The following is a 22077-nucleotide window of genomic DNA, read 5'->3' on the forward strand; positions in this document are numbered from 1 at the left end:
TTAAATTCTATTTTCATTCACAATATTGTTAGTTAAACAAAAAATATCTATTTTTAACGTAAAAACACTTTTCAAATTTAGATTTTTTTTGTATAGTTTAATTACAATAAAATAGAATTTCGAAGGCAAATTGGTACACCTCTTCCAGCGGTAGTAAACAGGGAGCATATCCCCATCCTGAAAATTTTTATTTTAATTTTTCTGATGACTTGATTCATCTTAAAGGAGGCGATTTTCATGTTGAAAAAACGTGAATTATTCGAAACTGCGGAACTATTTGAGCTAATGGTTCATCCTGAAGTATTTCCCTTCGTCCGCCAAAAAGCAACTTCTTATGAAGAGTTTGCTTTTATGACACGGCAATTGATTGTCGATGAAGAAAACGGCAATGCCGTATCACGTACAATCACAGACGATTGGGGACGTCCAATTGGAGTCATTTCCCTATTCGATGTTGCACAAGGTGCTGGATTTTTAGGCACTTGGATTGGTAAACCTTACCAAGGTAAAGGATACAATCAAAAAGCAAAAATTGCATTTTTCAAAGAGCTATTTTTCGAATTAGGCTTTCAAACAGTGTTCATGAAGGTTCGCAAAGTTAATAAACAATCACAGCGCGCAGTTCAAAAACTAGGTTACGCTGTCGACGCACAACATTCTCACCCTGCTTTATACGCACAAGTAAATGAAGGAGACATTCCTTTTGAGTTATTTAAAGTAGATCGAGACAATTTCTTTTTATACCTTGCTTCACAACAAACTAAGGAGGAACAAGTCATTTAATGGATACCCCAAGTCAGATTATACCGACCTAAAAGCAGCTCCCATCCGATCATCGATGCGAGCTGCTTTTATGTGCAAAAAAATAAGCTTCTCCGAGGAGAAGCTTACGTATTAGACAATTATTTTTTTGCGTATTGTAAAATTAAAGCCATCATATCATCTGGAAGTTTTGGTTTTTCTGCTTCTTGCATCGCCGCTTTTAATTCAGGTTCTTTCGCACGTAATTCATGCACTGCATCCATAAAGCTTTGTTTATTCACAGCTTCTTCTTCTAAAACGAGTGCTAATTTTTGAGATTTAAATAGACGCGCATTTAAGATTTGATCTCCACGTGATTGTGCAGCTGAAAGTGGAATCAATAACATCGGTTTTTCAAGTGCTAAAAATTCGAAAATAGAGTTCGAGCCTGCACGTGAAATAATATAATCAGATGCATACAATAAATTAGGTAATTCCGTTGTCACGTAATCAAACTGTTTGTATCCCGCATAACGTTCAAATGATTGTTCCACATTCCCTTTACCGCAAAGATGAATAATGTTGTACGTAGTTAATAGTTCTTCGATATTATCACGAACCGCATCGTTAATAAATTTTGATCCAAGTGAGCCACCCATAATCATAATCGTCGGTTTACCGTTCGTAAATCCGCACGCTGTCAAACCAGATTCTCGGTTCCCAGAGAAAAGTGCTGGACGGATAACCGATCCTGTACATGTTGATTTTTCTGATGGAACGTATTTTAACGTTTCTTTGAATACGGTGAAAATGTGAGAAGCGAATGGTAAAGCTAATTTATTCGCCAAACCAGGCGTCACATCAGACTCATGAGAAACAACAGGAATACCTGCCATTTTAGCTGCCATAACGACCGGTACAGAAACGAATCCACCTTTTGAGAAAACGATTTGTGGTTTTAATTTGCGAAGTAGTGCACTTGCTTGAGCCATACCTGCTAATACACGAAATGGATCCGAAAAGTTTTTTGTTGAAAAATAACGACGTAGTTTCCCGCTTGAAATAGCATGATATTCAATTTGTGGGAAAGCTTGCGGAATAATTTCTTTTTCGATTCCTTCTTTTGAACCGATATAATGAACTTCATAACCTGCTTCAAGGAATGAAGGAATAATTGCTTGGTTTAATGATACGTGGCCTGCTGTACCGCCACCCGTAAAGACAATTGTCTTTTTTCATAGTAAAACGCTCCTCTTCATAAAAAAAACCTGTTTTATTAGTCTAAAACAGTGCATAAATGTGTTTGATTCATCCATATATTGTAGCATAACATCGTACGATAATCTTATGATTCTAAGCATTTCTTCCGCTTTTTTTACGATTCCTTCGAATTCCCTATATTTAGGTCGCTCTTTCTTTCTCTTTGAACAATTCCATTTCTTACTCCTTTCTTAAAATGATTAAAATACAATCATCGCTAACGAAAAAATTATTAAGTACATAACAAAAAAATGACGTTGCCAACTAACAACGTCATTTTTATTCGAAAATTTCTTTTCTTTATTCGCGACCTAACAACGGAATTTGATCAACTTGATCTCCGATAATGACTAAATTCGGTTCCATTTTCATATATTCAGGCATCCACTGTGTTAAACCATATGCGTATTGGAATAACATCGGATGACTCATACCTTCAATCGGCACATAGCCCTTCATACGATAAACGGTTTCCGGTAAAGAGCGTACCCAATCTTCCACTTGCTCCATTGAATACATTTCTCCTTCTTCAAAATGAAGAAGACGTGAGCTTAAATGTAGATGATGACCAATATCTGCTTTTTTCACTTCACCTGTAGCCGTTGCTTCTAATTTTTCTAAAAAGGCAAACGGAATTTTTGCGTTCACTGTTTGTAAAATTTGTGCATGCTCATTAAAGCCTTGAATTTCATACGTTACTTGTGCCATTTGTTCTTCCGTTAATAAATCCGATTTATTCGCTAAAATTAAATGCGCATGGCGAATTTGTTCTAAAAAAAGTGAACGCGTTTGAGGCGTCATTTCTTGACGATGTAACCAACGTTTACTATCCGCAATCGTTACGATACCTTTAATGTTTAATTCATTCGCAAAAAGTGGCGAATAAACCGCATCTAACGCTTCGACTGGATGTGCTGCGCCCGTCGTTTCAATTAATAATACGTCCCAGTCAGATTCCGCTAGTAGTGATTGTACTTGCGCTTCCGTTTTCTCAGCACCCGAACAACAAATACACCCATTTAACATTTCTTTTAATGGCACACCTTCTTCTACTGCTTGAGAATCAAAATTTAATGCACCTAATTCATTCATAATAACAGCTGGTTTCAAACTACGTTCTTTTAATTCATGAATAAAGTTCGCTAAAAAAGTCGTTTTTCCGCTTCCTAAAAAACCACTTAATAAATAGACATCCTTCATTTAATTTCCCTCCAAAAAATGAAAGAGAGCTACTTTCGCAGCTCCCCTTCGATTATTTTATTTGTGCTTCCACAATACTTTGAGCTTTTTTCAATTGTGGATCTTCTTTTTTAATTTTATTACGTAACTGTGTCATAATTTCAGTCGTTGTATTTCCTTTTAATACGCCTGTCACTTCTAAATCGTGATCCGCTTGGAATTTTTGAACGGCTGTTGTCATTTGATAATCGTAAAGACCATCGATTTTACCGACATCGTAGCCAAGCGCATCCAACATTTTTTCTGCTACTTTCACAGAATCTGAAATATCATCTTGTTTAAATGTTTTAGACGTATCTAAATATGGAAGACTCGCATACGATGGATATTTCACTTTTACATTCGGTTGAATGCCTTTTTCGTGAATCCAATTACCGTCTGGTGTTAACCATTTAGCCATCGTATATTTCAATGTTGCTCCATCCGATAAATCTTCAACCGTTTGAACAGTCCCTTTACCGAATGATTTTTCCCCGACAAGTTTCACATTCGATGACTCGCTCATCGCTGCTGCTAAAATTTCTGAAGCAGACGCACTACCACTATCGATTAATACCGTCGTTGGAACGGTTACTTTACGACCATCTTGTGCATTTGCTACCTCTTTTTCGCCATCGCGATTTTCTACTTGTACAACTGTTTCGCCTGTTTTCACGAATAAGCTTGCAATGTTAATGGCGATGTCTAAACGTCCACCAGGGTTTTGTCGAACGTCCAGCACTAAGCCTTTCATTCCTTTACTTTCCATCTCATCTAGTTTTTCTAACAATTCTTTATACGTATTATCAGAGAAACTTGTAATTTGGATATGGGCAATTTTTTGCTTATTCATTGACGCATATACTGTTTCTACAGGAATTTCAGCGCGTGTTAAAGTTAACTTATGTAACGTTTTAGAACTTCCACGTTGGAATTCAATCGTCACATCTGTTCCTTTTTCACCACGAATTAATTTCACTGCTTCGTTAGCCGTTTTGCCGACGATTGATTTCCCATCTACCGTTTTCACAATGTCATTTGGTTTCAATCCTGCTTTTTCAGCTGGTGAATTTTTAATCGGTGATACGACGACAATTTGACCGTCTTTTTCTTGAATTTCAGCACCAATACCTTCAAAACTTGAAGAAATTTGATCATTAAACTCATCTGCTTCGGCTTTTGGCATGTATGTTGAATAAGGATCGTCTAACGCCCCCATCATACCTGTCATTGCACCTTGAACCATTTGATCTTCGTCAAGTTCTTTATAATATTTGGTGCTTAACTCATCGTAAACATCGAATAATTTTTGGAACTGTGGATGTGTGTTCGTACGTACTTGCACAACTTTCTTTTCTCCGAAAGTTAAAGCTAGTATCGTAATACCCGATGTTCCAACAATCAGTACGATGATTAACATAATAAGCGTAAACGGTTTTAAGCGAATGTATTTTTTCGCTGGTTGTAGCTCTTCTTGCTTCTGATTTTCTTTTTGCGAATTTTGTTCGTCCAATGTTTTCACCACTTTCACATTTCAAGCGTTCGCACACTTCCTTTATTTTATCAGTATTCAGGAGAGACGGAAAGGAATGTAGGAAAGTTTTTTCTGAATACATGTAAAATATATGCCATTTAGCATTCTTACGATGAATGTTCACGTAATTCGGCTCTTCATTCCATCGAAATATAACCATTTCCTTATTTAATTGTAAATTAAAAAAGTGTCTAACGTGTCGCTACGACATCGTTAGACACTTTTTATATAACAACTATTCTTGAATAGCCGCTTCTAGTGCAACGACCATCATTTCTTTAAACGTTGTTTGACGTTCTTCAGAACTTGTCGCTTCGCCTGTAATCAAATGATCTGAAATAGTTAAAACAGAAAGGGCTTGTACATCGTATTTTGCTGCTAATGTATAAAGTGCTGCTGTTTCCATTTCTACTGCTAATACACCATAATCTGCTAACAATTCATTTGGATTTTTTTCACCATAGAATAAATCTGCTGTATAAACATTCCCTACGCGTAAGTTGAGTCCTGCTTCTTTTCCTGCATTATACGCTTTTAATAATAAGTTAAAATCAGCGATTGGTGCGAAATCTAATCCACCAAACTGAATTTCATTCATTTTAGAGTCCGTAGTTGCGCCTTGTGCTAATACGACGTCACGTACTTTTACGTCACGTTTTAAAGCACCTGCTGTCCCAACACGAATTAATTTTTTACAACCGTAATCTTTCATTAGCTCTGTTGCATAAATTGAAATAGATGGAACGCCCATACCTGTACCTTGTACAGAAATACGGTGTCCTTTATACGTACCTGTATACCCGAACATATTACGGACATCGTTGTATTGTACAACGTCTTCTAAAAATGTTTCGGCGATAAATTTCGCACGTAATGGATCTCCTGGTAATAAAACGATATCAGCGATTTCGCCGTCTTTTGCATTAATATGAATACTCATTGCTCGTTACCTCATTTCATTATTTTACTAAGTCTATTTGATTGTACTAAAATGTCTGACCTCTGACAATTAATAATTGTTTTAATAATTAGAAAAATATTTCTCCTCATACATACCCCACAACTCATCGAACGTAACTGCATTCATTTCATCATCTGCTAAGTCTTCTATATAGGAAGAAAGCACGCTGAATGTCGTAGCGCTTTTCGGAAAGCTATGATCGTGAAACATCGCTTCTGCAAACGCTCCTTTAGAATCTTTAGAACCACGAAATTTCAAAGAAAATAAGTAAAAACTATCATTCATTTTATTCACCACCTAATCTTTAAGACTTATAAATTGATTTACACGTCTTAAGTCCTCCACTATAATTGAATTTATAGTAAAGGAGGAATTTTATGTCAAATGTAAACGTATCGAAAAAACACACGGAAGCGACTCCTCAAAAGAAACGAACGAAAAAAATGAAAAGACATCCATTCCAACTCATCCGTTGGAAAATCATCGGCGCTTTTGCCGGAATCATCATTCTACTTTGCGCAATGCTCTCTTTAACGTATCGAAATTTAGAACAATTAAAAGATGAGCTAAACACATTCAACGAAGTCACACTAAAAACACAAATGGATATGAATAAACTATCAGGTAATCTTGCTCAACTATCATCTATTCATAAAAATTATATTATTAGCGGTAATTCAACCGATTTATCGAACTATGAATCTCAAAAAGAAACGTTTGAAGACAATTTAGCAGCGCTTCAAAAGACGTTTCAAACATCCCATACATACACAAAATATCTCGAAACGATTGTAGCATATTACGAAACATATGCGAATACAGCCGAACAAATAAGTACGATTCGAAAAACAGATGGCTTCGAAGCCGCTCAAAAAACGATCAGCCTCGGCATCGGTGAAAAGTCGATGGATAAAGTTAACCAACAAATTGATTATACGACGACACATATGAATAAAACTAGTTCAGATAAATTAAGAAAAATCGAGAAAAGTACGACGCTCACCGAATATATTTTCTTTTTATTAACAGTCGCAGCAATTTTATTTCTCACGATTGCGGGTAGCTATTTATTCCGCTCGATTCGACGAAATACGAAAAAATTAATGAAACGCTCATTACGATGGCTGGTAGTGGTGGTGATTTAACGAAACGCTTAACGATTACGACGCAAGATGAATTTGCGCATATTGGTCATAATACGAATCAGCTCATCGATTCGGTCGTTAACTTAATTAAACAAATCAATACGCTTTCTGACACAGTTTCTATAAACGGACAACATTTAAAACAAACTGCCGAACAGAGCCAACAAATTATTCAAACGATCGCGATATCGTCAAGTTCCATTTCGAAAAGTAGCGAAAATACGATTACACATATGAATTCTGCCGCACAGAAAATAGATAAAATGCATTATGCTGCGACTAATTTACAACAAAATACGACGGATATGAAACGGACGGCCGAAACGATGATTGAAGCCGCAAACATCGGATTCCAATCTGTACAAGATGCTGCGGATCGTATGATGGATATTGAAGAAACGATTTCAAATACGACGGACACCGTCCAAAAGCTGAGCGATAGTTCAAAGCAAATCACCTCGATTATCGGCACGATTACAGAAATTGCTGACCAAACGAATTTGCTCGCCTTAAATGCATCTATTGAAGCCGCTCGTGCCGGTGACGCAGGAAAAGGATTTTCCGTCGTTGCGGAAGAAGTACGTAAACTCGCCGAATCTTCACAAGAGGCAGCGAACAATGTAACCGATATGATCCAGCACATTCAAGAAGAAATTAAGCTCATCATCCAACAAAATCAAGATGGCGTTCAATCTGTCATTCACGGGGTCCGTGTAACAAACGATACGACGCGCTCCCTCGATACGATTATTGCGCGTGCCGAACGAACTGTTGCAACGATTGAAACAATGAGTCATTTAATAAACGAATTACAACAATTTAGTGAAGGTGTTACACACTCATTCATTGAAGTAAATATGATTGCTGAAGAAAATGCCTTACAAGCAGTTGAAAATAAACAATCTACAGAAGACGGTACACAATCCATCGACCAAATTTTCACCCGAATCGATACGCTATCATCCGAGGCAAAAGAGTTACAAACACGTCTCTCTACGTTTAAAATTAAATAAGGAACTTTTCAATAGTCATTTCGTTCTCTATAGTTGTCATACAAAAATTGACTATATTCAAGTTCCTTTTTTTCGTGATAGCATAACTTTTTAGGAGATGAATTCATTATGAAATTAACAAAATATGCACTATCAGTCGGCATTCTTACAGCATCTGTGACAGGTGTTTCAACAATTTCACATGCCGCTACTCAAACAACAATGAAAACAGGTACGATTACGAGCCCTGTCACGGTTCATAAAACAGCAGACGTCAAAGGCCAATCTGTTGGCACACTTAAAAAAGGTGCGAAAGTAACTGTTCAAAATACAAGTAAAAATGGCTGGGTCAAAATCGATTTTAACGGTGAAGCAGCTTATATTTATAAAGACTTCGTTACCGTTTCAAAAACGACAACTTCTACGTCAAAACCTAGTAAAACAACGCCTTCAACTACTGTTAAAACAACGAAAAAATACGTGAAAAAAAATGTGACCGTACGTCAAAAAGCAAATGCAACGAGTAAACAACTCGGTACATTAAAAACCGGTACAGCACTAAAAGTCATTAGCACAAACAAATACGGTTGGGTTAAAATTATTTATAAAAACACAACCGCTTACGTTTATAAAGACTTCGTTACAACGAAAAAACCAATCGTAAAAACAACAAAACCGACTCCGACTATTTCTGTAAACAAAGCAAAAGGTTTTGCATATGATGCGACAAAAACGTATACAGTAAAAGAAAACGGTAAAAAAGCGACGTTAACGACAAAAAATAAAAAAATGCAAATGGCTTCAAAATTTGGACGAAACAGTTCAGTTCAACAGCTAAAAAAGAAACAGTTTACGTGAAAGAGATTGCAAATAAAGGTCTTTACTACAAAGACGGTTCAGCTGCAACGGTAAAATTATTACCATATCCTTTCTCAAAAAATCAAACGTATAAAAATGGCACGACAGTTTATAAAGTAACTGAAACGAATACGACAGTAAAAACTGCTGCCGGTACGTTTAAAAATGTCGTAGCTGTACAAGCTGGTAATCAAACATTTTATATCGCACCAGGTAACGGCATCGTCAAAAAAGTAAAAGGGACGAAAACGATTTTTGAAGTAACTGCAATTAAATAACATAAAGCAAAAGCCGGTTGGTACTTCACTGTATCAGCCGGCTTTTGCTTTACTGTCATTTTAAAGAGACAGAGCGATGTCTTTTGATTTAAAACACGTAAATAATGCTTATTTTTCTATTTTTCTTAATTTTCAATAAATTGATTGTATCCTTCATTGTTTAATGTTAGAATTTCCATTAATTGATGCAAATGAATTGAATACATTTCTTATCGAGAGAGATTGAGGGACATGGCCCGTTGACATCTCAGCAACCTCCAATTGGAAGGTGCTACGTCCATGAAGACAATGTCTTGCAGATAAGAAAGGTCTGAATTGGCTTTTTCTCTCCTTTCTATCTACATAGAATTGGGGAGTTTTTTTATTTCACAATAAAGGATGATGAATATGACAACAATCGAAACGAAATTAGCACAACTTGGTAATAATTCCGATCCACAAACTGGGGCGATTAACACGCCGATTTATTTATCGACAGCTTATCGTCACCCCGGACTCGGTCAATCGACAGGTTACGATTATACACGTACGAAAAATCCAACGCGTACCGTTTTAGAAGAAGGCATTGCAGATTTAGAAAGTGGCGATGCAGGGTTTGCCTGTAGTAGCGGTATGGCTGCTGTCTCGCTTGTCTTCTCTTTATTCCAATCAGGTGATGAAATCATTTACCCTGAAGACTTATACGGAGGTACGTATCGCCTCGCTAAACAATATGAAGAATCTTATAACATTAAGGCACATTTTAACTCATTCGAATCGATTGAAGAAGTCGCATTACTCATCAACACACGTACGAAAGCCATTTTTATCGAAACACCGACAAATCCATTAATGCAACAAATCTCTATCGAAGCGTACGCACAACTCGCTCATGCACATAACTTGCTTCTCATTGTCGACAATACGTTTTTAACACCTTACTACCAACGTCCACTCGAGTTAGGTGCCGACATCGTTCTACATAGTGCAACGAAATATATCGGCGGCCATAACGATGTTCTCGCTGGATTAGTCGTTTCCAAAGGTGCGAAGCTAAGTGAGACGCTCTTCCTACGTCATAACGCAAGTGGTGCTACACTGAGCGCATTCGATAGCTGGTTACTCATCCGTGGTTTAAAAACATTGCATTTACGTATGAAACAACATACGAAAACAGCGACAGCACTCGTTGAATTTTTAAACGAACGACCTGAAATTAAAGACGTTCTTTACGCAGGACTCGGCGGTATGATTTCATTCCGACTTCAACGTGCCGATGACGTTCCAGCCTTTTTAGAAGGGATCGAGCTCATCGCTTTTGCAGAAAGTTTAGGCGGCGTCGAAAGTTTTATTACGTATCCGACGACACAAACACATGCCGATATTCCGGAAGAAAAACGTCAAGCACGCGGTGTAGATGCTTCTCTTCTCCGCTTCTCTGTCGGATTAGAAAATATCGAAGACTTAAAAGCAGACTTAGCACGTGTTTTAAGTAAATTAAAAGGAGTGGCGCTACATGACTAAACGACAAGAACAATTTGAAACGACATTAATCACAGCTTCTACACGCGGTGAATATGAACAAAAAACAGGTGCCGTCAACGTACCGATTTACGTATCCTCTACGTTTGATCAAGAACAATTCGATTCATTTGGTCCTTTCGACTATAGCCGTTCCGGAAACCCTACACGACAAGCACTTGAAAATACGATTGCTGAATTAGAACATGGTACGCGAGGATTTGCCTTTTCATCAGGCATCGCTGCCATCGCTTCCGCCTTACTGACACTCGATGCAGGTGACCATATCGTTGTCACATCCGAAGTATACGGTGGTACGTATCGTTTCGTAACGAAAGTACTTCCAAAATATAATATTACGCATACGTTTGCAGACTTTACCGATTTAGAAAGCGTCGAGCAAGCAATCCAACCGAATACGAAAGTGTTGTATGCCGAAACACCAGCTAATCCACTGTTAGGTATTACCGACTTAGAAGGTATTATTGCCCTTGCTAAAAAACATCAATTAAAAACATTTGTTGATAATACATTCATGACACCTCTTTACCAAAAACCTCTCGATTTGGGTGCTGACGTCGTCTTGCATAGTGCGACGAAATTTTTAGGTGGTCACAGTGACATTATTGCCGGTTTAGCCGTGACGAAAGAGGAAGAAATAGGTGAAGCTATTTACTTCATGCAAAATTCAATGGGTGCCATTTTAGGGGCACAAGATTCCTTTTCGTTAATTCAAGGCATTAAAACGTTAAATGCGCGCCTCTCTTTAGAAAGTGCTTCTGCTCATAAAATTGCCGAGTACTTACAGCAAAATGATTTCGTTCAAGCGGTGCACTACCCCGGTCTAAAAGATCATCCTGGTCATGCAACCCATTTTAAACAAGCGACAAACGCCGGCGCAGTTCTATCGTTTGAATTACCGACAAAAGCGTTTACGAAAGCGTTCGTCGAAAACGTCCAAATCCCTGTTTTTGCGGTTAGTTTAGGTGGCGTCGAATCCATTTTATCGTACCCTGTCACGATGAGCCATGCAGCCATTCCAGAAGAGGAACGAACGAAACGCGGCATTACAGATGGACTGCTCCGTTTATCTGTCGGTCTCGAAAACGTAGACGATTTAATTCAAGACTTCCAACAAGCATTTGAAAAAGCGGAAGCTCTTACTTCGCTCAAACAATAAATAAGCGCTCATTACATAAAAAGAGCCGTCATGATTTTGAAGTCATGACGGCTCTTTTTAAATTGCTCTTTATTTTAAGTAACACTTCTCAAACGAGTTAGCGGTGCATTTAAGAGACTCGACGCCTTATCCGCTTTTACTATTCGTTTAGGTTAATCGAATAAGTTTTCGAACCCTTTGTATCCTTGTTGTTCTAACTCTGCTTTCGGAATAAAACGTAGAGAAGCTGAATTAATACAATAGCGTAGACCACCCGTTTCTTTCGGACCATCTGGGAATACATGACCTAAATGTGAGTCCGCTTCTTTACTTCTTACTTCCGTACGAACCATATTAAACGTTCGATCTGTATGTTCTACTAACGCTTCAATTGGTTTCGTAAAAGCGGGCCAACCACAGCCTGAATTGTATTTATCAGTAGAAGAAAATAGTGGTTCACCTGAAACGATATCTACGTAAATTCCTTCTTCAAAATGTTGGTCGAATTCATTTTGAAATGGTGGTTCTGTTCCGTTACTTTGCGTTACGTAACGTTGCAAATCTGTTAATTGTTCTAATCGTTTTTCTTTATTTTCCATGTGAATCCCCCCAATGTTGGCGTTGGAACTCAACTCTACCAGAACCATGTGCATATTGTGAATAGTGGAATGGATTTTTCTTATAGTAGTGTTGATGTCCTTCTTCTGCTGCATAAAAAGGCTTCGCTTCTAAAATTTTTACAACGATTGGTTTTGAAAATTTCTTCGACGCTTCCAACGCTTGTTTCGATGCTTCTGCTATTCGTTTTTGTTCATCATTGTGATAAAAAATTGCCGTTTCATAATGCTGTCCACGATCATAAAATTGACCACCAGCATCTGTCGGGTCAATTAAAGTCCAATACACTTCTACTAATTTCTCATATGGATAAATAGCTGGATCAAATGTAATTTGAACCGCCTCGTAGTGGCCTGTTAAATCGGTACAAACTTCTTCATACGTTGGGTTTTCTACCGTTCCTCCTGTATAGCCAGAAATAACCGATTCGATACCTGGTTGCTCATCAAACGGTTTGACCATACACCAAAAACACCCACCTGCAAATGTTGCAAACTGTTTCGTCAAATGATGCCACTCCTATCTCGCTGGTAATGTAACCGTTAATTCAATATCATCTTTCGCTAAATCAAATTTCGTTGCAGCTAAGTGCGCAGTCGTTTGATCTGTAATCGGTATATTAATTGCATTTAAATCAATATACGCTTGTTCTTTGCTCGGTTGAATCGAAATAAAGTTTGGTAATTTACCAGAGTTTTTCACTAATTTTAAAGCAGTTGAGGTTGGAATATCAAGCATTCCTACTCCTATGCTCGTTTGATGCAACAATAAATTTCCATTCGCATCAACAGTTGGGTCAAATTCCATCGTCACAGGAACGCTCATACCTAACGCATCCACACGGCTAACGATCGTAATCGACGATTGATCTACGTACATTTTTGTTGGCATCGTCGTTCCTTCTGTTGCATCATAAATAAATTGATTCGCTAAATTTTCAAAGTCTTTCGTCGTCGCTTGAATTCTCACTTCACTCCCGCTAATTTTCTCATTAGCTGTCGGAATTCGGTCGTCCTCTACAGGCATCAAAATAAGTGCAGCAAGCGCGATGATACCGACTAAAAGAATGCCGAATAATGTTAAAAATGCTACTTTCCATTTATTCATTTTCTTCTTCATCTTTTTGTCCCCCAAAATCATATTGATGTTTCGTCAACGTATAAAGGTCTTCTTGTTTCAACGTTTCTAAAATACGCGTTGTCATTCGGTCATACCCTTTCGCATTCGGATGGAAATAATCAGTATGATACACGTGCTCGTTGTTCGTAACATATAAATCGGAAACCGGTACGAATATCGCATAATTATTTTCTTTTTCAATTAAGTCTTTCATTTTCGTATTGTACATTTTCATAATGTCATCCGATTGCCCGACATCTTCTGTATACACAGTAAACGGATTATAAATACCTATTGCTACAATCGGAGCTGTTTTATTTTGTTTTCGAATCAAACGTAAAATTTTAGCATATCTTTTTTCGTATGCGATGACTTCTTCATCAAAATATTTTCGATCTAAGTTTTGTATGTGTTGGCGGGCAATCTTCATTAAATCATTGCCACCCATCGTGAGTGTAATAAAATTTGCTTTCTTCAATGCGTTATCAATGTCGCCACTTTCTAGTTGCGTCAACAATTGATCGGAGCGGCGTCCTCTTTTTGCTGTGTTATCAACGGTTACTGTCGAAACCCCTTCCCAAGAAGCCATATTTTCAGCAAGTCGTCCTACGTAGCCACTATTGTTCATTTCATCCCCAACACCTTCTGTTAAAGAATCTCCAAGTGCTACGTAATGTAAGTGTTTCTCCTCTAATGGCTCACGTTTGTCTGAAAAAGGTTTCCAACCAGTTTCCTCGAGCTGAGTCGTAATATCGCATGCCGTTAACATGACGACACATAAAATGAGGCCAATCAATGCGATTCTTTTTTCATGTTCTAATCCCCTATTAAAAAAGTTGCCCCATAGGACAACTTTAATGGTACTACTTCTTACACGATTTTTGAACTGTAGACCCGTTTATTCTGCGTAATAACTTAAACCGATTGCACCGATTCCTGTATGCGTACTAATAATCGGTGATGTAACCCCAAAATGAACATTCTCAAAGCCGATTTCTTCTTTGAAGAATTCAAGCATCGGTTCGCCCATCGCTAAACCGTTTGCGTGTTCGATACCAATTCCTTTAATCGTTTTTCCATCTGTATCTTCATGGAATTGTTTTTTCAAAAATTTCACGACTTGTTTGTGGCTACGTACTTTCGCTACAGGGTTATAACCGCCACCTTCTAAATTAGCGATTGGTTTAATGTTCAATAGTGAACCGACCATTCCCATCCCTTTACCGATACGACCACCTTTTACTAAGTTATCTAACGTATCAACAATGACATATAAAAACGTGTTGTCGCGAATTTCTTCAATACGCTTCACGATTTCATCCATTGTTTTTCCTTCTTGTGCCATTTTAGCCGCTTCAAGTACTTGGAAACCTAAAGCGCATGAAATAAAGCGTGAATCTACTACTTTCACATTTGCGTCTGACGCTTGTGCAGCTGCTTCGGCAGATTTCACTGTACCACTCATACCACCTGTCATCGTAATGACAAGTACGTCATCTCCATTAGCACCTAGCTCATCAAATAGTTCTTGAAACACACCTACTGGCGGTTGTGAACTTTTCGGTAGCTCTTTTGTTTTAGCCATCTCATCTAAAAATTCAGAAGGCGTTAAATTTTCTCCATCTTGATAAGATTCCCCATTTACATAAATCGTAAGCGGTACGACGTGAATATTGTTTTCCTCAATTTGTTTTTTAGTTAAAGCACTCGTTGAATCTGTAACGATATGCACTTTTTTCATTCCATACACCCATTTCTTAACGTTCTATTTCTGTTTACGCTTTTAATTATGCTTTATTTTACTTCCTTTTGTCATATGATACATGTGACAAACGTCAATATTTCTTCTAGTTCTTTTCCGTCATACTATATTTAGACAATAAATAGTAACATTTATTATATAAAGGAGTGGGCATTATGACGAGCACAAACGAATCCACTGAAAAATTAAAATTATCCGAAGAACATTGGAATGTTATTACGCACGCTTTTGGCGTCCTTTTATCCATTCCAGGACTTATTTTTTTAATACTAGAAGGAATGAACCATCATACGACGATTGCGACCGTTAGCTTTACAATCTTCGGTGTTTCTACACTCCTTCTGTTTTTAGCTTCAACGGTATACCACGCATCCCCTAAAAAAACCCGTCGCGTCTTCCGTATATTTGATCATTGTTCTATTTATTTACTCATCGCAGGTACGTACACACCTTTTGCACTTGTAGCAATTGGTGGAGCGCTCGGTTGGACTATTTTCGGTATTGAATGGGGATTTGCTATTCTTGGCTTATTTTTCAAAGCATTTTTCACGGGGAAATTCAAAAAAATTTCACTCATTTGTTATTTAGGAATGGGCTGGCTTATTATTATCGCTTTTAATCCAATCATTGAGCATATTACACTTGAAGGATTCTTTTACTTATTAAGCGGTGGCTTAATGTATACGTTTGGTGCTTACTTCTTCGCAAACGAAAAAATACCGTACAATCATGCTATTTGGCATATGTTCGTTTTATTTGGCAGTGCTTTCATGTATTGGTCAATCATTCATTACGTATAAATACATGCCATTTCAAAAGTAGGTCGCACTTATGTAGCCTACTTTTTTTATGTCTTCATTCGCTAAAATTCGAAGCAGTTTATAGAATTACATGCCATTTTCCGATATGATAGTGAGCGTAAACATAAAGGAGGCGGTTGTATGAAACAATATTTAGATTTATGCCAACATATTTTAAATGAGGGCACGGATAAAGGAGACCGCACTGGAACTGGAACACGCAGTGTTTTTGGTTACCAAATGCGCTTCAACTTGCAAGAAGGCTTTCCTTTAGTAACGACAAAAAAAACAGCCTTTCGCTTAATTGCGACTGAATTATTATGGTTCATGAAAGGTGATACGAATGTTCGTACACTTATTTCTCAAAACAATCATATTTGGGATGAATGGGCTTTCGAAAAATGGGTAACGAGTGACGCTTATGCAGGTCCCGACATGACAGACTTCGGTCATCGCGTATTACAAGACGCTTCGTTTAAAGAACAATACGATTACGAAATGGCACAGTTCCGTACACGTATCGTAGAAGATGAACAGTTCGCAGCACAATATGGCGACTTAGGTCCTGTATACGGGAAGCAGTGGCGCTCTTGGCCTGATGAAAAAGGTGGCACAATCGACCAATTACAACAAGTCATTGATGCAATCAAACAAACACCTGATTCTAGACGTCTAATTGTCAGCGCTTGGAACCCTGCAGAAGTAGAAAACATGGCATTACCACCTTGTCATACGATTTTCCAATTTTACGTAGCAGATGGCAAATTATCTTGTCAGTTGTATCAGCGCTCTGCAGATGTTTTCCTCGGTGTCCCATTCAATATCGCTAGTTACGCGCTACTAACCCATCTTATTGCAAAAGAATGCAACTTAGAAGTAGGTGACTTCGTTCATACATTGGGCGATGCTCATTTGTATCAAAATCATTTTGAGCAAGTAAAAGAACAACTTTCTCGTACACCTCGTACACTTCCTATATTAAAATTAAATCCAGATAAACAATCTATTTTTGATTTTACGATGGACGATATTTCAATCGAAGGATACGATCCTTACCCACGTATTAAAGCACCTATTTCAGTTTAAATGGAGGATGATTTTTTTGATTTCTTTAATCGTTGCACACGACGAAAATCGTGTAATTGGCTATGAAAATGATATGCCTTGGCATTTGCCAGGAGACCTTGCTTACTTTAAACGCATGACGATGGGCAAACCAATCGTCATGGGAAGAAAAACGTTTGAATCCATCGGTAAAGCATTGCCTGGTCGTTTAAACATTGTCATTACAACACAAGCTGATTATGACGCAGAAAACATCGTCACGGTTTCTTCTTTAGAAGAAGCAATTCAAGTCGCATCTGCACAATCTGAAGAAATAATGATTATCGGTGGCGGAAAAATTTTCAAATCTGCATTACCACTTGCAGATCGTTTATACATTACTCAAATTAATCATACGTTTAACGGTGATACGTATTTCCCTGAGTACTTTTCAAAAGGTTGGAAGGAAATTTCTTCCTCTGAAGAACAACGAGCAGACGGCTACACATTCACGTATAAAATATTCGAAAAATAATGAAAAGAAAAGCCGCCATGATTAAAATCATGGCGGCTTTTTTCATCGCATTTTTTATTTCGAATGAAGCTTTTACACAGAACGACGGCAACTCAATTTCATCTGAGCTATAAACTTTTTACGTACCACAATACGTCACGTATGGCTTTCTCCCAATAGGTGGATGCATGTAACGTTCTGTTAAAGCAGTTTGCTCATATGGTTTTTTCAATGCGGCAAGCAACAATTCTACGAGTGTAAAATCCCCTGCTTCTGCATCTTGAATCGCTTGTTCTACGTAATAATTCCGCGGAATAATGACCGGATTCACCGTTTGCATCATCTGTTGTGCTGCTTCTTTGGACTGCCCATTTTCCGCTAATTCATTAGCCCATTTTTGCTTCCAAGCAGATAATGCTGCTATGTCCTCACCATTCGTTAATTGGCGAAACGTATTCGTATAATCTAATCGTTCTTCCGTCATCGTCTGTAACAACTGTTGAGCAAGTTGTTGAATACGTTCATTCGTTTGTTCAAAACCTAATTTATTTGCCATACCGTTTGACCAGGCTGTTTCGTAAAAAGCTTGGTATTTTTTTAGTACGCTTTCAAGTAGCTCAATCGCTTGCTCTTCGTCCTCATGAATAAGTGGGATGAGACATTCCGCAAATCGAGTTAAATTCCAACCGGCAATTGCTGGTTGATTTTTTAAAGCGATAGCGCCCGTGTTGGTCAATCGAACTAAATACCGTTTCTGGATCATACGTATCCAAAAAGGCACAAGGTCCATAATCAATCGTTTCCCCGCTAATCGCCATATTATCTGTATTCATAACACCGTGTACGAAACCGATCAATTGCCACTTCGCTATTAATGCCGCTTGCTTTTTCATCACTTCTTCGAAAAATGAAAGATAATCTTCTTTTTCTACCGTCGGATAATGACGTGCCATCGTATAATCTGCCAATTGTTTTAATGCTTCGATGTCTTGTGCAACGAAACGTGCGAATTGGAATGTGCCAACACGAATATGGCTCGCAGCAACTCGAGTCAATACAGCTCCCACTTCTACATTTTGACGGTAAACAGGTTGTCCTGTTACCGTAACAGCTAAGCTACGTGTTGTAGGCACTCCTAATGCGTGCATCGCTTCGCTCACGATGTATTCTCGCAACATAGGTCCTAATGCTGCTAAACCGTCCCCACCTCTAGAAAATGGCGTTAAACCACTTCCTTTCAGTTGAATATCAAAATGTTGTCCACCTATTTCTCGTTCAGCAATGAGCATCGCACGTCCGTCTCCAAGCATCGTAAATTGCCCGAACTGGTGTCCTGCATAACTTTGTGCGATGGCCCCTTCCACATCACCAGCTAATACGTTCGCATCTTCAAACGATTGCAGTGCGAGTGTTTCAGCTAATTCATCGTTCCAAAGTGCAATCGAAGGTTTTTCCTTTAATTGTTTTGCCGGTACTTGTTCATAAAAAATAGCTGGCAATTGTTTATACGTTATTTCTTCTCGTTCTTTCATATTCGTACCTCCTCTTTCTCATCATACAAGCGAGAAAATTAAAATGAAAAAACGTCTAGATAAACTAGACGTTCTACTTTATGACAACCATTTAGGTGGTGTATTACGACTCCAATAAATTTCTCCTAAATCATAGTGAGAGGCAAAGGCATCTTCATACGTATGGTAATGGAAATTGTAGTAGTAACCGTCGAATGGTCTATTTTCTGTTCGTACGTGGAAACGTAATAAATCTTCTTTCGTTTCACGGTTGTAAATGTTAAAAATCTTTTCTGCATAATCGCCACTTGGATTTTCTGTAATCGCGACATTGCGTAATTGATCGTTTCCTAAACGTGCAAACGTATCATCGATTGCTTTTTCCATTTGCGGGAAAATAACTTCATCAAAATCTTCTTCAATTTTCGGACCAACTTTCGTCCCAAATTTTATGAGGGCCTGTTCTTTTGCAAGTGCACGAAAATCAAGTTCTTCCTCTTCTTGTAGCTGTACGTCATATGTCGAACTTTCTTCTGCAAACGCAGTAATTGGTGCTTTCTCTATATGCGATTTACTGCTCGTACTCGTTTCAAATAATGACTCCCAAATTGCATGGGAAGGTGTAATGATCCCTAATGTGACAACTGCTACTAAAGACACCATCAATTTTTGAATACTTTTTTTCATCTACCTATCACCTACTACGCTATGTTTACTTTCTTACTTTAAAGTACGTTTAAACACAAAAAAAGTTTCACTTTATCAGATAATTCTTAAATTTCTTTTGTGCCATTCAATTGCACGTATGCTTCAAGTTTATTCATATGTTCTAACTCGGGTTTCTTCAAGAAAATAGTGACAACACTACGAGTTGAATCAAAAGAAGCATAATTCATACGACATTGAACTGTACCCTCTTCTAAAAGAAAATAGTCAAAACATTGACTCGCTTTTTCAATCGGTTGAATAATAGGTAATAGCTTTTGATCGATGAAAGGTTTCGCTGCAACATACTCTGTTAAATACATATTTTTCGCATACGTATCACTTTCTGTCACACCTGACAGTGGATTAGCGATTCCTTTAAATAACTGAATACGCTCATTCTTCACAGAAAAATAATCTTCTAGCCACAGTAGTTCTTTATTTTTTGATAGTGTAAATAATAAAAGTGTCTCACCAACTACAATGTTCATTTCGTTCAAATTGAGGTGTTCAAAATCTTTCAACAATATGTGCATCGCTGCTGAAAAACCTACAAAACAGCTTGGGATTGAAACCGTGCCTTTAAAGAAACGAATCGTAATTATTTTGTTCATTTCATCCACCGCTATTAAAACAATGCGATCGGCGTCCTTACCATACTCAGCTAATTGATTCGTATGAAGCATTTTATTATCATAAGCTACTAAAACCGTATCATACGCTGTACAATTTTTTCGCCAAATTATTAATTCATTCACTAACACCATAATTCTCCTAAATACGACATTTTTGAAGTTCATCCTTGCCTTATTATATAGGACATAAATAAAATCGAAAATGGGATTTCTGCAAACTATAGTAAAAAATAGCACTATTTATTAAAAAAGTGTCTATTGTATCAAATTATATGCTCTTTTCTAAAATTCCATAATGAAATTTTATATTCGGGCGTATTTCCCTAGAAAATGAATATTTATTAAATAAAGGAGAGTCATATTTAGCCTTTAGTACTACTCTTCGCTTACATACACGATAGGCTTCTTTTAGCCATTGCTCATCTAATGGAATATGGACACCTGCTTGACGAAGAGGTGCAAAATTCGTCGATTCTTCAATCGTTTCCTCAAACATCGGATCAAGATAAACGACGTCCGCAAAATTATCCGGTAATGTTTTTAAATAATCTACTGCCACAGACGATACGACGTCAATATTACGCATCACATGTAATTCAGGTAATTTTTCAGCTATGAAATCATAATTTTGCAACCCTTCACGCATCATAAAAGCAATGATTGGATTGCCTTCACAGCCGATAATTTTTCCAGAGTCTCCAACGGCTATCGCTGCCATCATACTGTCTGTCGCCATTCCGAGTGTACAATCAATCATCGTTTGCCCTTCTTTTAAATCAATCGCTTTTAAAAACGGTTCGGATTCCCCGCGCATAATCCGCTTCGCTCTAAAAGCTGCTGATGATGGATGGAAAAAGAACGGCGTTTTCGAATTTATCGTATATAATTCATAGCGATTTTTTCCCGCTACTAATACGTCCGATTTATATAAATCCATCAATTTTTTTACAGAACGTTTTTTTCTTTCGACAAACTCAAGTTGCAACGCTTCTGATACAAAAAAAGCACGCTGATGAGATATTTCATCAGGGCGCCCTCCTGTTGTTACAATTGTTGGCATTTAGTCAATTACTTTATCAAGCACGTCTACTACGTGGTCACGTACTGATTCCATCATTTGGCCTTCAATTTGTTCGCGTGGGATAAAGTATGCAAGATTGCCATCTTTCCAAAAAGCAATGGATGGTGATGAAGGCGGAATTTCTTCGAAGAACATACGCATTTGTGCTGTTGCTTCTTTATCTTGACCTGCAAATACAGTTACTAAATGTTCGGGTTTTTTCGTTGCTTGCTGTACCGCTTCAATTACAGCTGGACGCGCTAATCCTGCAGCACAACCACAAACTGAATTAATGACAATAACAGATGTTCCTTTTGATTCTTGCATATGTTCTGCTACATCATCTGATGTCATTAATTGTGTAAAGCCTGCATTGACTAGTTCTTCGCGCATTGGTTGAACAATACCGCGCATGTATTCATCATAAGCGTTCATATTTTTTAACCTCTTTCATTTTAAATTCATGTATATCACGAATAGTTAATACGTTCTACTTCTTCATTGTATCGTTCCTCCGAGTAGATTTCACTCTTTTTTACTCGGAATAATGTCGATTCGTAAATAAATGTCGATTCCACACATATGTCGCTGTCGAAAAAAAGAAGTATAACGCCTTTATAACACATAAAACCCCTTTAGAAAGCTTTCTAAAGGGGTTTTATG

General features: G+C 37.7%; 24 protein-coding genes, 1 pseudogene and 1 riboswitch. Of the genes and pseudogenes, 10 read left to right on the forward strand and 15 right to left on the reverse strand.

Translation table 11 applies throughout. The features are described 5' to 3' along the window. The first annotated feature begins 237 nt into the window (after positions 1-237). The gene (locus tag KSHG_RS01605) at positions 238-783 is read left to right on the forward strand and encodes a GNAT family N-acetyltransferase (protein WP_010300850.1); all 546 of its coding nucleotides are present in this window, start codon (positions 238-240) and stop codon (positions 781-783) included. Positions 784-902: 119 nt separating this feature from the next. Here the strand turns inward: KSHG_RS01605 and KSHG_RS01610 are convergent, their stop codons facing one another. The 5 genes from KSHG_RS01610 to KSHG_RS01630 form a co-directional block, all read right to left on the reverse strand. Further along, a complete protein-coding gene (locus tag KSHG_RS01610; protein WP_026022475.1) occupies positions 903-1967 on the reverse strand; it encodes an undecaprenyldiphospho-muramoylpentapeptide beta-N-acetylglucosaminyltransferase in 1065 nt (354 codons plus the stop codon). Between the two features lie 334 nt (positions 1968-2301). Next, complete coding sequence (locus KSHG_RS01615) at positions 2302-3201, reverse strand: CobW family GTP-binding protein (protein ID WP_010300854.1); 900 nt, start codon at positions 3199-3201, stop codon at positions 2302-2304. A 52-nt stretch (positions 3202-3253) separates the two neighbouring features. Then, entirely contained in the window at positions 3254-4732 is a 1479-nt protein-coding gene (locus KSHG_RS01620; RefSeq protein ID WP_010300856.1) for a lmo1851 family serine protease, read from the reverse strand. Between the two features lie 256 nt (positions 4733-4988). Beyond that, positions 4989-5693 (reverse strand): purine-nucleoside phosphorylase, encoded by a 705-nt coding sequence (gene deoD / locus KSHG_RS01625; RefSeq protein ID WP_010300860.1) that lies wholly within the window; start codon positions 5691-5693, stop codon positions 4989-4991. A gap of 81 nt (positions 5694-5774) precedes the next feature. Next, positions 5775-5999, reverse strand: coding sequence for a YozE family protein (locus tag KSHG_RS01630; protein ID WP_010300863.1), 225 nt, complete (start codon positions 5997-5999; stop codon positions 5775-5777). Positions 6000-6091: 92 nt separating this feature from the next. Here KSHG_RS01630 and KSHG_RS01635 point away from each other — a divergent pair, with 92 nt between their 5' ends. From KSHG_RS01635 to KSHG_RS01660, 6 genes are all read left to right on the forward strand, one after another. Further along, complete coding sequence (locus KSHG_RS01635; RefSeq protein WP_026022476.1) at positions 6092-6859, forward strand: CHASE3 domain-containing protein; 768 nt, start codon at positions 6092-6094, stop codon at positions 6857-6859. Further along, the gene (locus KSHG_RS01640; RefSeq protein WP_026022477.1) at positions 6835-7872 is read left to right on the forward strand and encodes a methyl-accepting chemotaxis protein; all 1038 of its coding nucleotides are present in this window, start codon (positions 6835-6837) and stop codon (positions 7870-7872) included. The genes KSHG_RS01635 and KSHG_RS01640 overlap by 25 nt, the downstream gene beginning before the upstream one ends. A gap of 108 nt (positions 7873-7980) precedes the next feature. Then, complete coding sequence (locus KSHG_RS01645; RefSeq protein ID WP_010300867.1) at positions 7981-8709, forward strand: SH3 domain-containing protein; 729 nt, start codon at positions 7981-7983, stop codon at positions 8707-8709. Further along, the gene (locus KSHG_RS01650; RefSeq protein ID WP_010300872.1) at positions 8706-8987 is read left to right on the forward strand and encodes a hypothetical protein; all 282 of its coding nucleotides are present in this window, start codon (positions 8706-8708) and stop codon (positions 8985-8987) included. The genes KSHG_RS01645 and KSHG_RS01650 overlap by 4 nt, the downstream gene beginning before the upstream one ends. 206 nt (positions 8988-9193) lie before the next feature. After that, positions 9194-9293: riboswitch (SAM riboswitch) on the forward strand. A 75-nt stretch (positions 9294-9368) separates the two neighbouring features. Beyond that, entirely contained in the window at positions 9369-10490 is a 1122-nt protein-coding gene (locus KSHG_RS01655; RefSeq protein WP_026022478.1) for a methionine biosynthesis PLP-dependent protein, read from the forward strand. Beyond that, positions 10483-11667 carry an aminotransferase class I/II-fold pyridoxal phosphate-dependent enzyme gene (locus KSHG_RS01660; RefSeq protein ID WP_010300878.1) on the forward strand — a complete coding sequence of 395 codons (1185 nt, stop codon included), beginning with the start codon at positions 10483-10485 and terminating at the stop codon, positions 11665-11667. The genes KSHG_RS01655 and KSHG_RS01660 overlap by 8 nt, the downstream gene beginning before the upstream one ends. Before the next feature lie 152 nt (positions 11668-11819). Here the strand turns inward: KSHG_RS01660 and msrB are convergent, their stop codons facing one another. From msrB to KSHG_RS01685, 5 genes are all read right to left on the reverse strand, one after another. Beyond that, positions 11820-12245, reverse strand: a complete 426-nt coding sequence (gene msrB, locus KSHG_RS01665) for a peptide-methionine (R)-S-oxide reductase MsrB (RefSeq protein ID WP_010300881.1) — start codon at positions 12243-12245, stop codon at positions 11820-11822. Then, complete coding sequence (gene msrA, locus KSHG_RS01670) at positions 12235-12771, reverse strand: peptide-methionine (S)-S-oxide reductase MsrA (RefSeq protein WP_010300885.1); 537 nt, start codon at positions 12769-12771, stop codon at positions 12235-12237. The genes msrB and msrA overlap by 11 nt, the downstream gene beginning before the upstream one ends. Positions 12772-12783: 12 nt before the next feature. Then, complete coding sequence (locus KSHG_RS01675) at positions 12784-13383, reverse strand: YpmS family protein (RefSeq protein ID WP_010300889.1); 600 nt, start codon at positions 13381-13383, stop codon at positions 12784-12786. Then, complete coding sequence (locus KSHG_RS01680; protein ID WP_010300892.1) at positions 13364-14179, reverse strand: GDSL-type esterase/lipase family protein; 816 nt, start codon at positions 14177-14179, stop codon at positions 13364-13366. The genes KSHG_RS01675 and KSHG_RS01680 overlap by 20 nt, the downstream gene beginning before the upstream one ends. 102 nt (positions 14180-14281) lie before the next feature. Continuing rightward, positions 14282-15124, reverse strand: coding sequence for a DegV family protein (locus KSHG_RS01685; RefSeq protein ID WP_010300894.1), 843 nt, complete (start codon positions 15122-15124; stop codon positions 14282-14284). A 176-nt stretch (positions 15125-15300) separates the two neighbouring features. Here KSHG_RS01685 and trhA point away from each other — a divergent pair, with 176 nt between their 5' ends. The 3 genes from trhA (at position 15301) to folA (ending at position 17524) form a co-directional block, all read left to right on the forward strand. Beyond that, positions 15301-15945: a PAQR family membrane homeostasis protein TrhA gene (gene trhA, locus KSHG_RS01690; RefSeq protein ID WP_010300897.1), complete on the forward strand. Its 645-nt coding sequence runs from the start codon at positions 15301-15303 to the stop codon at positions 15943-15945. Positions 15946-16086: 141 nt separating this feature from the next. Then, on the forward strand, positions 16087-17031 hold the full coding sequence (locus KSHG_RS01695) for a thymidylate synthase (RefSeq protein WP_010300899.1): 945 nt from the start codon (positions 16087-16089) through the stop codon (positions 17029-17031). Positions 17032-17047: 16 nt separating this feature from the next. Further along, the gene (gene folA / locus KSHG_RS01700; protein ID WP_010300902.1) at positions 17048-17524 is read left to right on the forward strand and encodes a type 3 dihydrofolate reductase; all 477 of its coding nucleotides are present in this window, start codon (positions 17048-17050) and stop codon (positions 17522-17524) included. A 118-nt stretch (positions 17525-17642) separates the two neighbouring features. Here the strand turns inward: folA and KSHG_RS19185 are convergent. From KSHG_RS19185 to KSHG_RS01725, 5 genes and pseudogenes are all read right to left on the reverse strand, one after another. Then, a pseudogene (locus KSHG_RS19185) lies at positions 17643-19035 on the reverse strand (protein adenylyltransferase SelO). A gap of 78 nt (positions 19036-19113) precedes the next feature. Continuing rightward, complete coding sequence (locus KSHG_RS01710) at positions 19114-19701, reverse strand: YpjP family protein (RefSeq protein ID WP_010300909.1); 588 nt, start codon at positions 19699-19701, stop codon at positions 19114-19116. Positions 19702-19787: 86 nt separating this feature from the next. Then, complete coding sequence (locus tag KSHG_RS01715) at positions 19788-20477, reverse strand: hypothetical protein (protein ID WP_147630472.1); 690 nt, start codon at positions 20475-20477, stop codon at positions 19788-19790. Positions 20478-20622: 145 nt separating this feature from the next. After that, positions 20623-21414, reverse strand: a complete 792-nt coding sequence (locus tag KSHG_RS01720; protein ID WP_010300912.1) for a class I SAM-dependent methyltransferase — start codon at positions 21412-21414, stop codon at positions 20623-20625. Further along, a complete protein-coding gene (locus KSHG_RS01725) occupies positions 21415-21849 on the reverse strand; it encodes a BrxA/BrxB family bacilliredoxin (RefSeq protein ID WP_010300914.1) in 435 nt (144 codons plus the stop codon). It abuts the gene before it with no gap. Between the last annotated feature and the right edge of the window lie 228 nt (positions 21850-22077).

Source organism: Kurthia senegalensis (assembly GCF_000285595.1).
Lineage (GTDB): Bacteria > Bacillota > Bacilli > Bacillales_A > Planococcaceae > Kurthia > Kurthia senegalensis.

Excerpts from the sequence above, each read along its gene's own strand:
- KSHG_RS01605 (WP_010300850.1), top strand. The coding sequence starts at position 238 with ATGTTGAAAAAACGTGAATTATTCGAAACTGCGGAACTATTTGAGCTA.
- KSHG_RS01615 (WP_010300854.1), bottom strand. The coding sequence starts at position 3,201 with ATGAAGGATGTCTATTTATTAAGTGGTTTTTTAGGAAGCGGAAAAACG.
- deoD (WP_010300860.1), bottom strand. The coding sequence starts at position 5,693 with ATGAGTATTCATATTAATGCAAAAGACGGCGAAATCGCTGATATCGTT.
- KSHG_RS01630 (WP_010300863.1), bottom strand. The coding sequence starts at position 5,999 with ATGAATGATAGTTTTTACTTATTTTCTTTGAAATTTCGTGGTTCTAAA.
- KSHG_RS01635 (WP_026022476.1), top strand. The coding sequence starts at position 6,092 with ATGTCAAATGTAAACGTATCGAAAAAACACACGGAAGCGACTCCTCAA.
- KSHG_RS01640 (WP_026022477.1), top strand. The coding sequence starts at position 6,835 with ATGGCTGGTAGTGGTGGTGATTTAACGAAACGCTTAACGATTACGACG.
- KSHG_RS01645 (WP_010300867.1), top strand. The coding sequence starts at position 7,981 with ATGAAATTAACAAAATATGCACTATCAGTCGGCATTCTTACAGCATCT.
- KSHG_RS01655 (WP_026022478.1), top strand. The coding sequence starts at position 9,369 with ATGAATATGACAACAATCGAAACGAAATTAGCACAACTTGGTAATAAT.
- KSHG_RS01660 (WP_010300878.1), top strand. The coding sequence starts at position 10,483 with ATGACTAAACGACAAGAACAATTTGAAACGACATTAATCACAGCTTCT.
- msrB (WP_010300881.1), bottom strand. The coding sequence starts at position 12,245 with ATGGAAAATAAAGAAAAACGATTAGAACAATTAACAGATTTGCAACGT.
- KSHG_RS01675 (WP_010300889.1), bottom strand. The coding sequence starts at position 13,383 with ATGAAGAAGAAAATGAATAAATGGAAAGTAGCATTTTTAACATTATTC.
- KSHG_RS01685 (WP_010300894.1), bottom strand. The coding sequence starts at position 15,124 with ATGAAAAAAGTGCATATCGTTACAGATTCAACGAGTGCTTTAACTAAA.
- trhA (WP_010300897.1), top strand. The coding sequence starts at position 15,301 with ATGACGAGCACAAACGAATCCACTGAAAAATTAAAATTATCCGAAGAA.
- KSHG_RS01695 (WP_010300899.1), top strand. The coding sequence starts at position 16,087 with ATGAAACAATATTTAGATTTATGCCAACATATTTTAAATGAGGGCACG.
- KSHG_RS01710 (WP_010300909.1), bottom strand. The coding sequence starts at position 19,701 with ATGAAAAAAAGTATTCAAAAATTGATGGTGTCTTTAGTAGCAGTTGTC.
- KSHG_RS01720 (WP_010300912.1), bottom strand. The coding sequence starts at position 21,414 with ATGCCAACAATTGTAACAACAGGAGGGCGCCCTGATGAAATATCTCAT.
- KSHG_RS01725 (WP_010300914.1), bottom strand. The coding sequence starts at position 21,849 with ATGAACGCTTATGATGAATACATGCGCGGTATTGTTCAACCAATGCGC.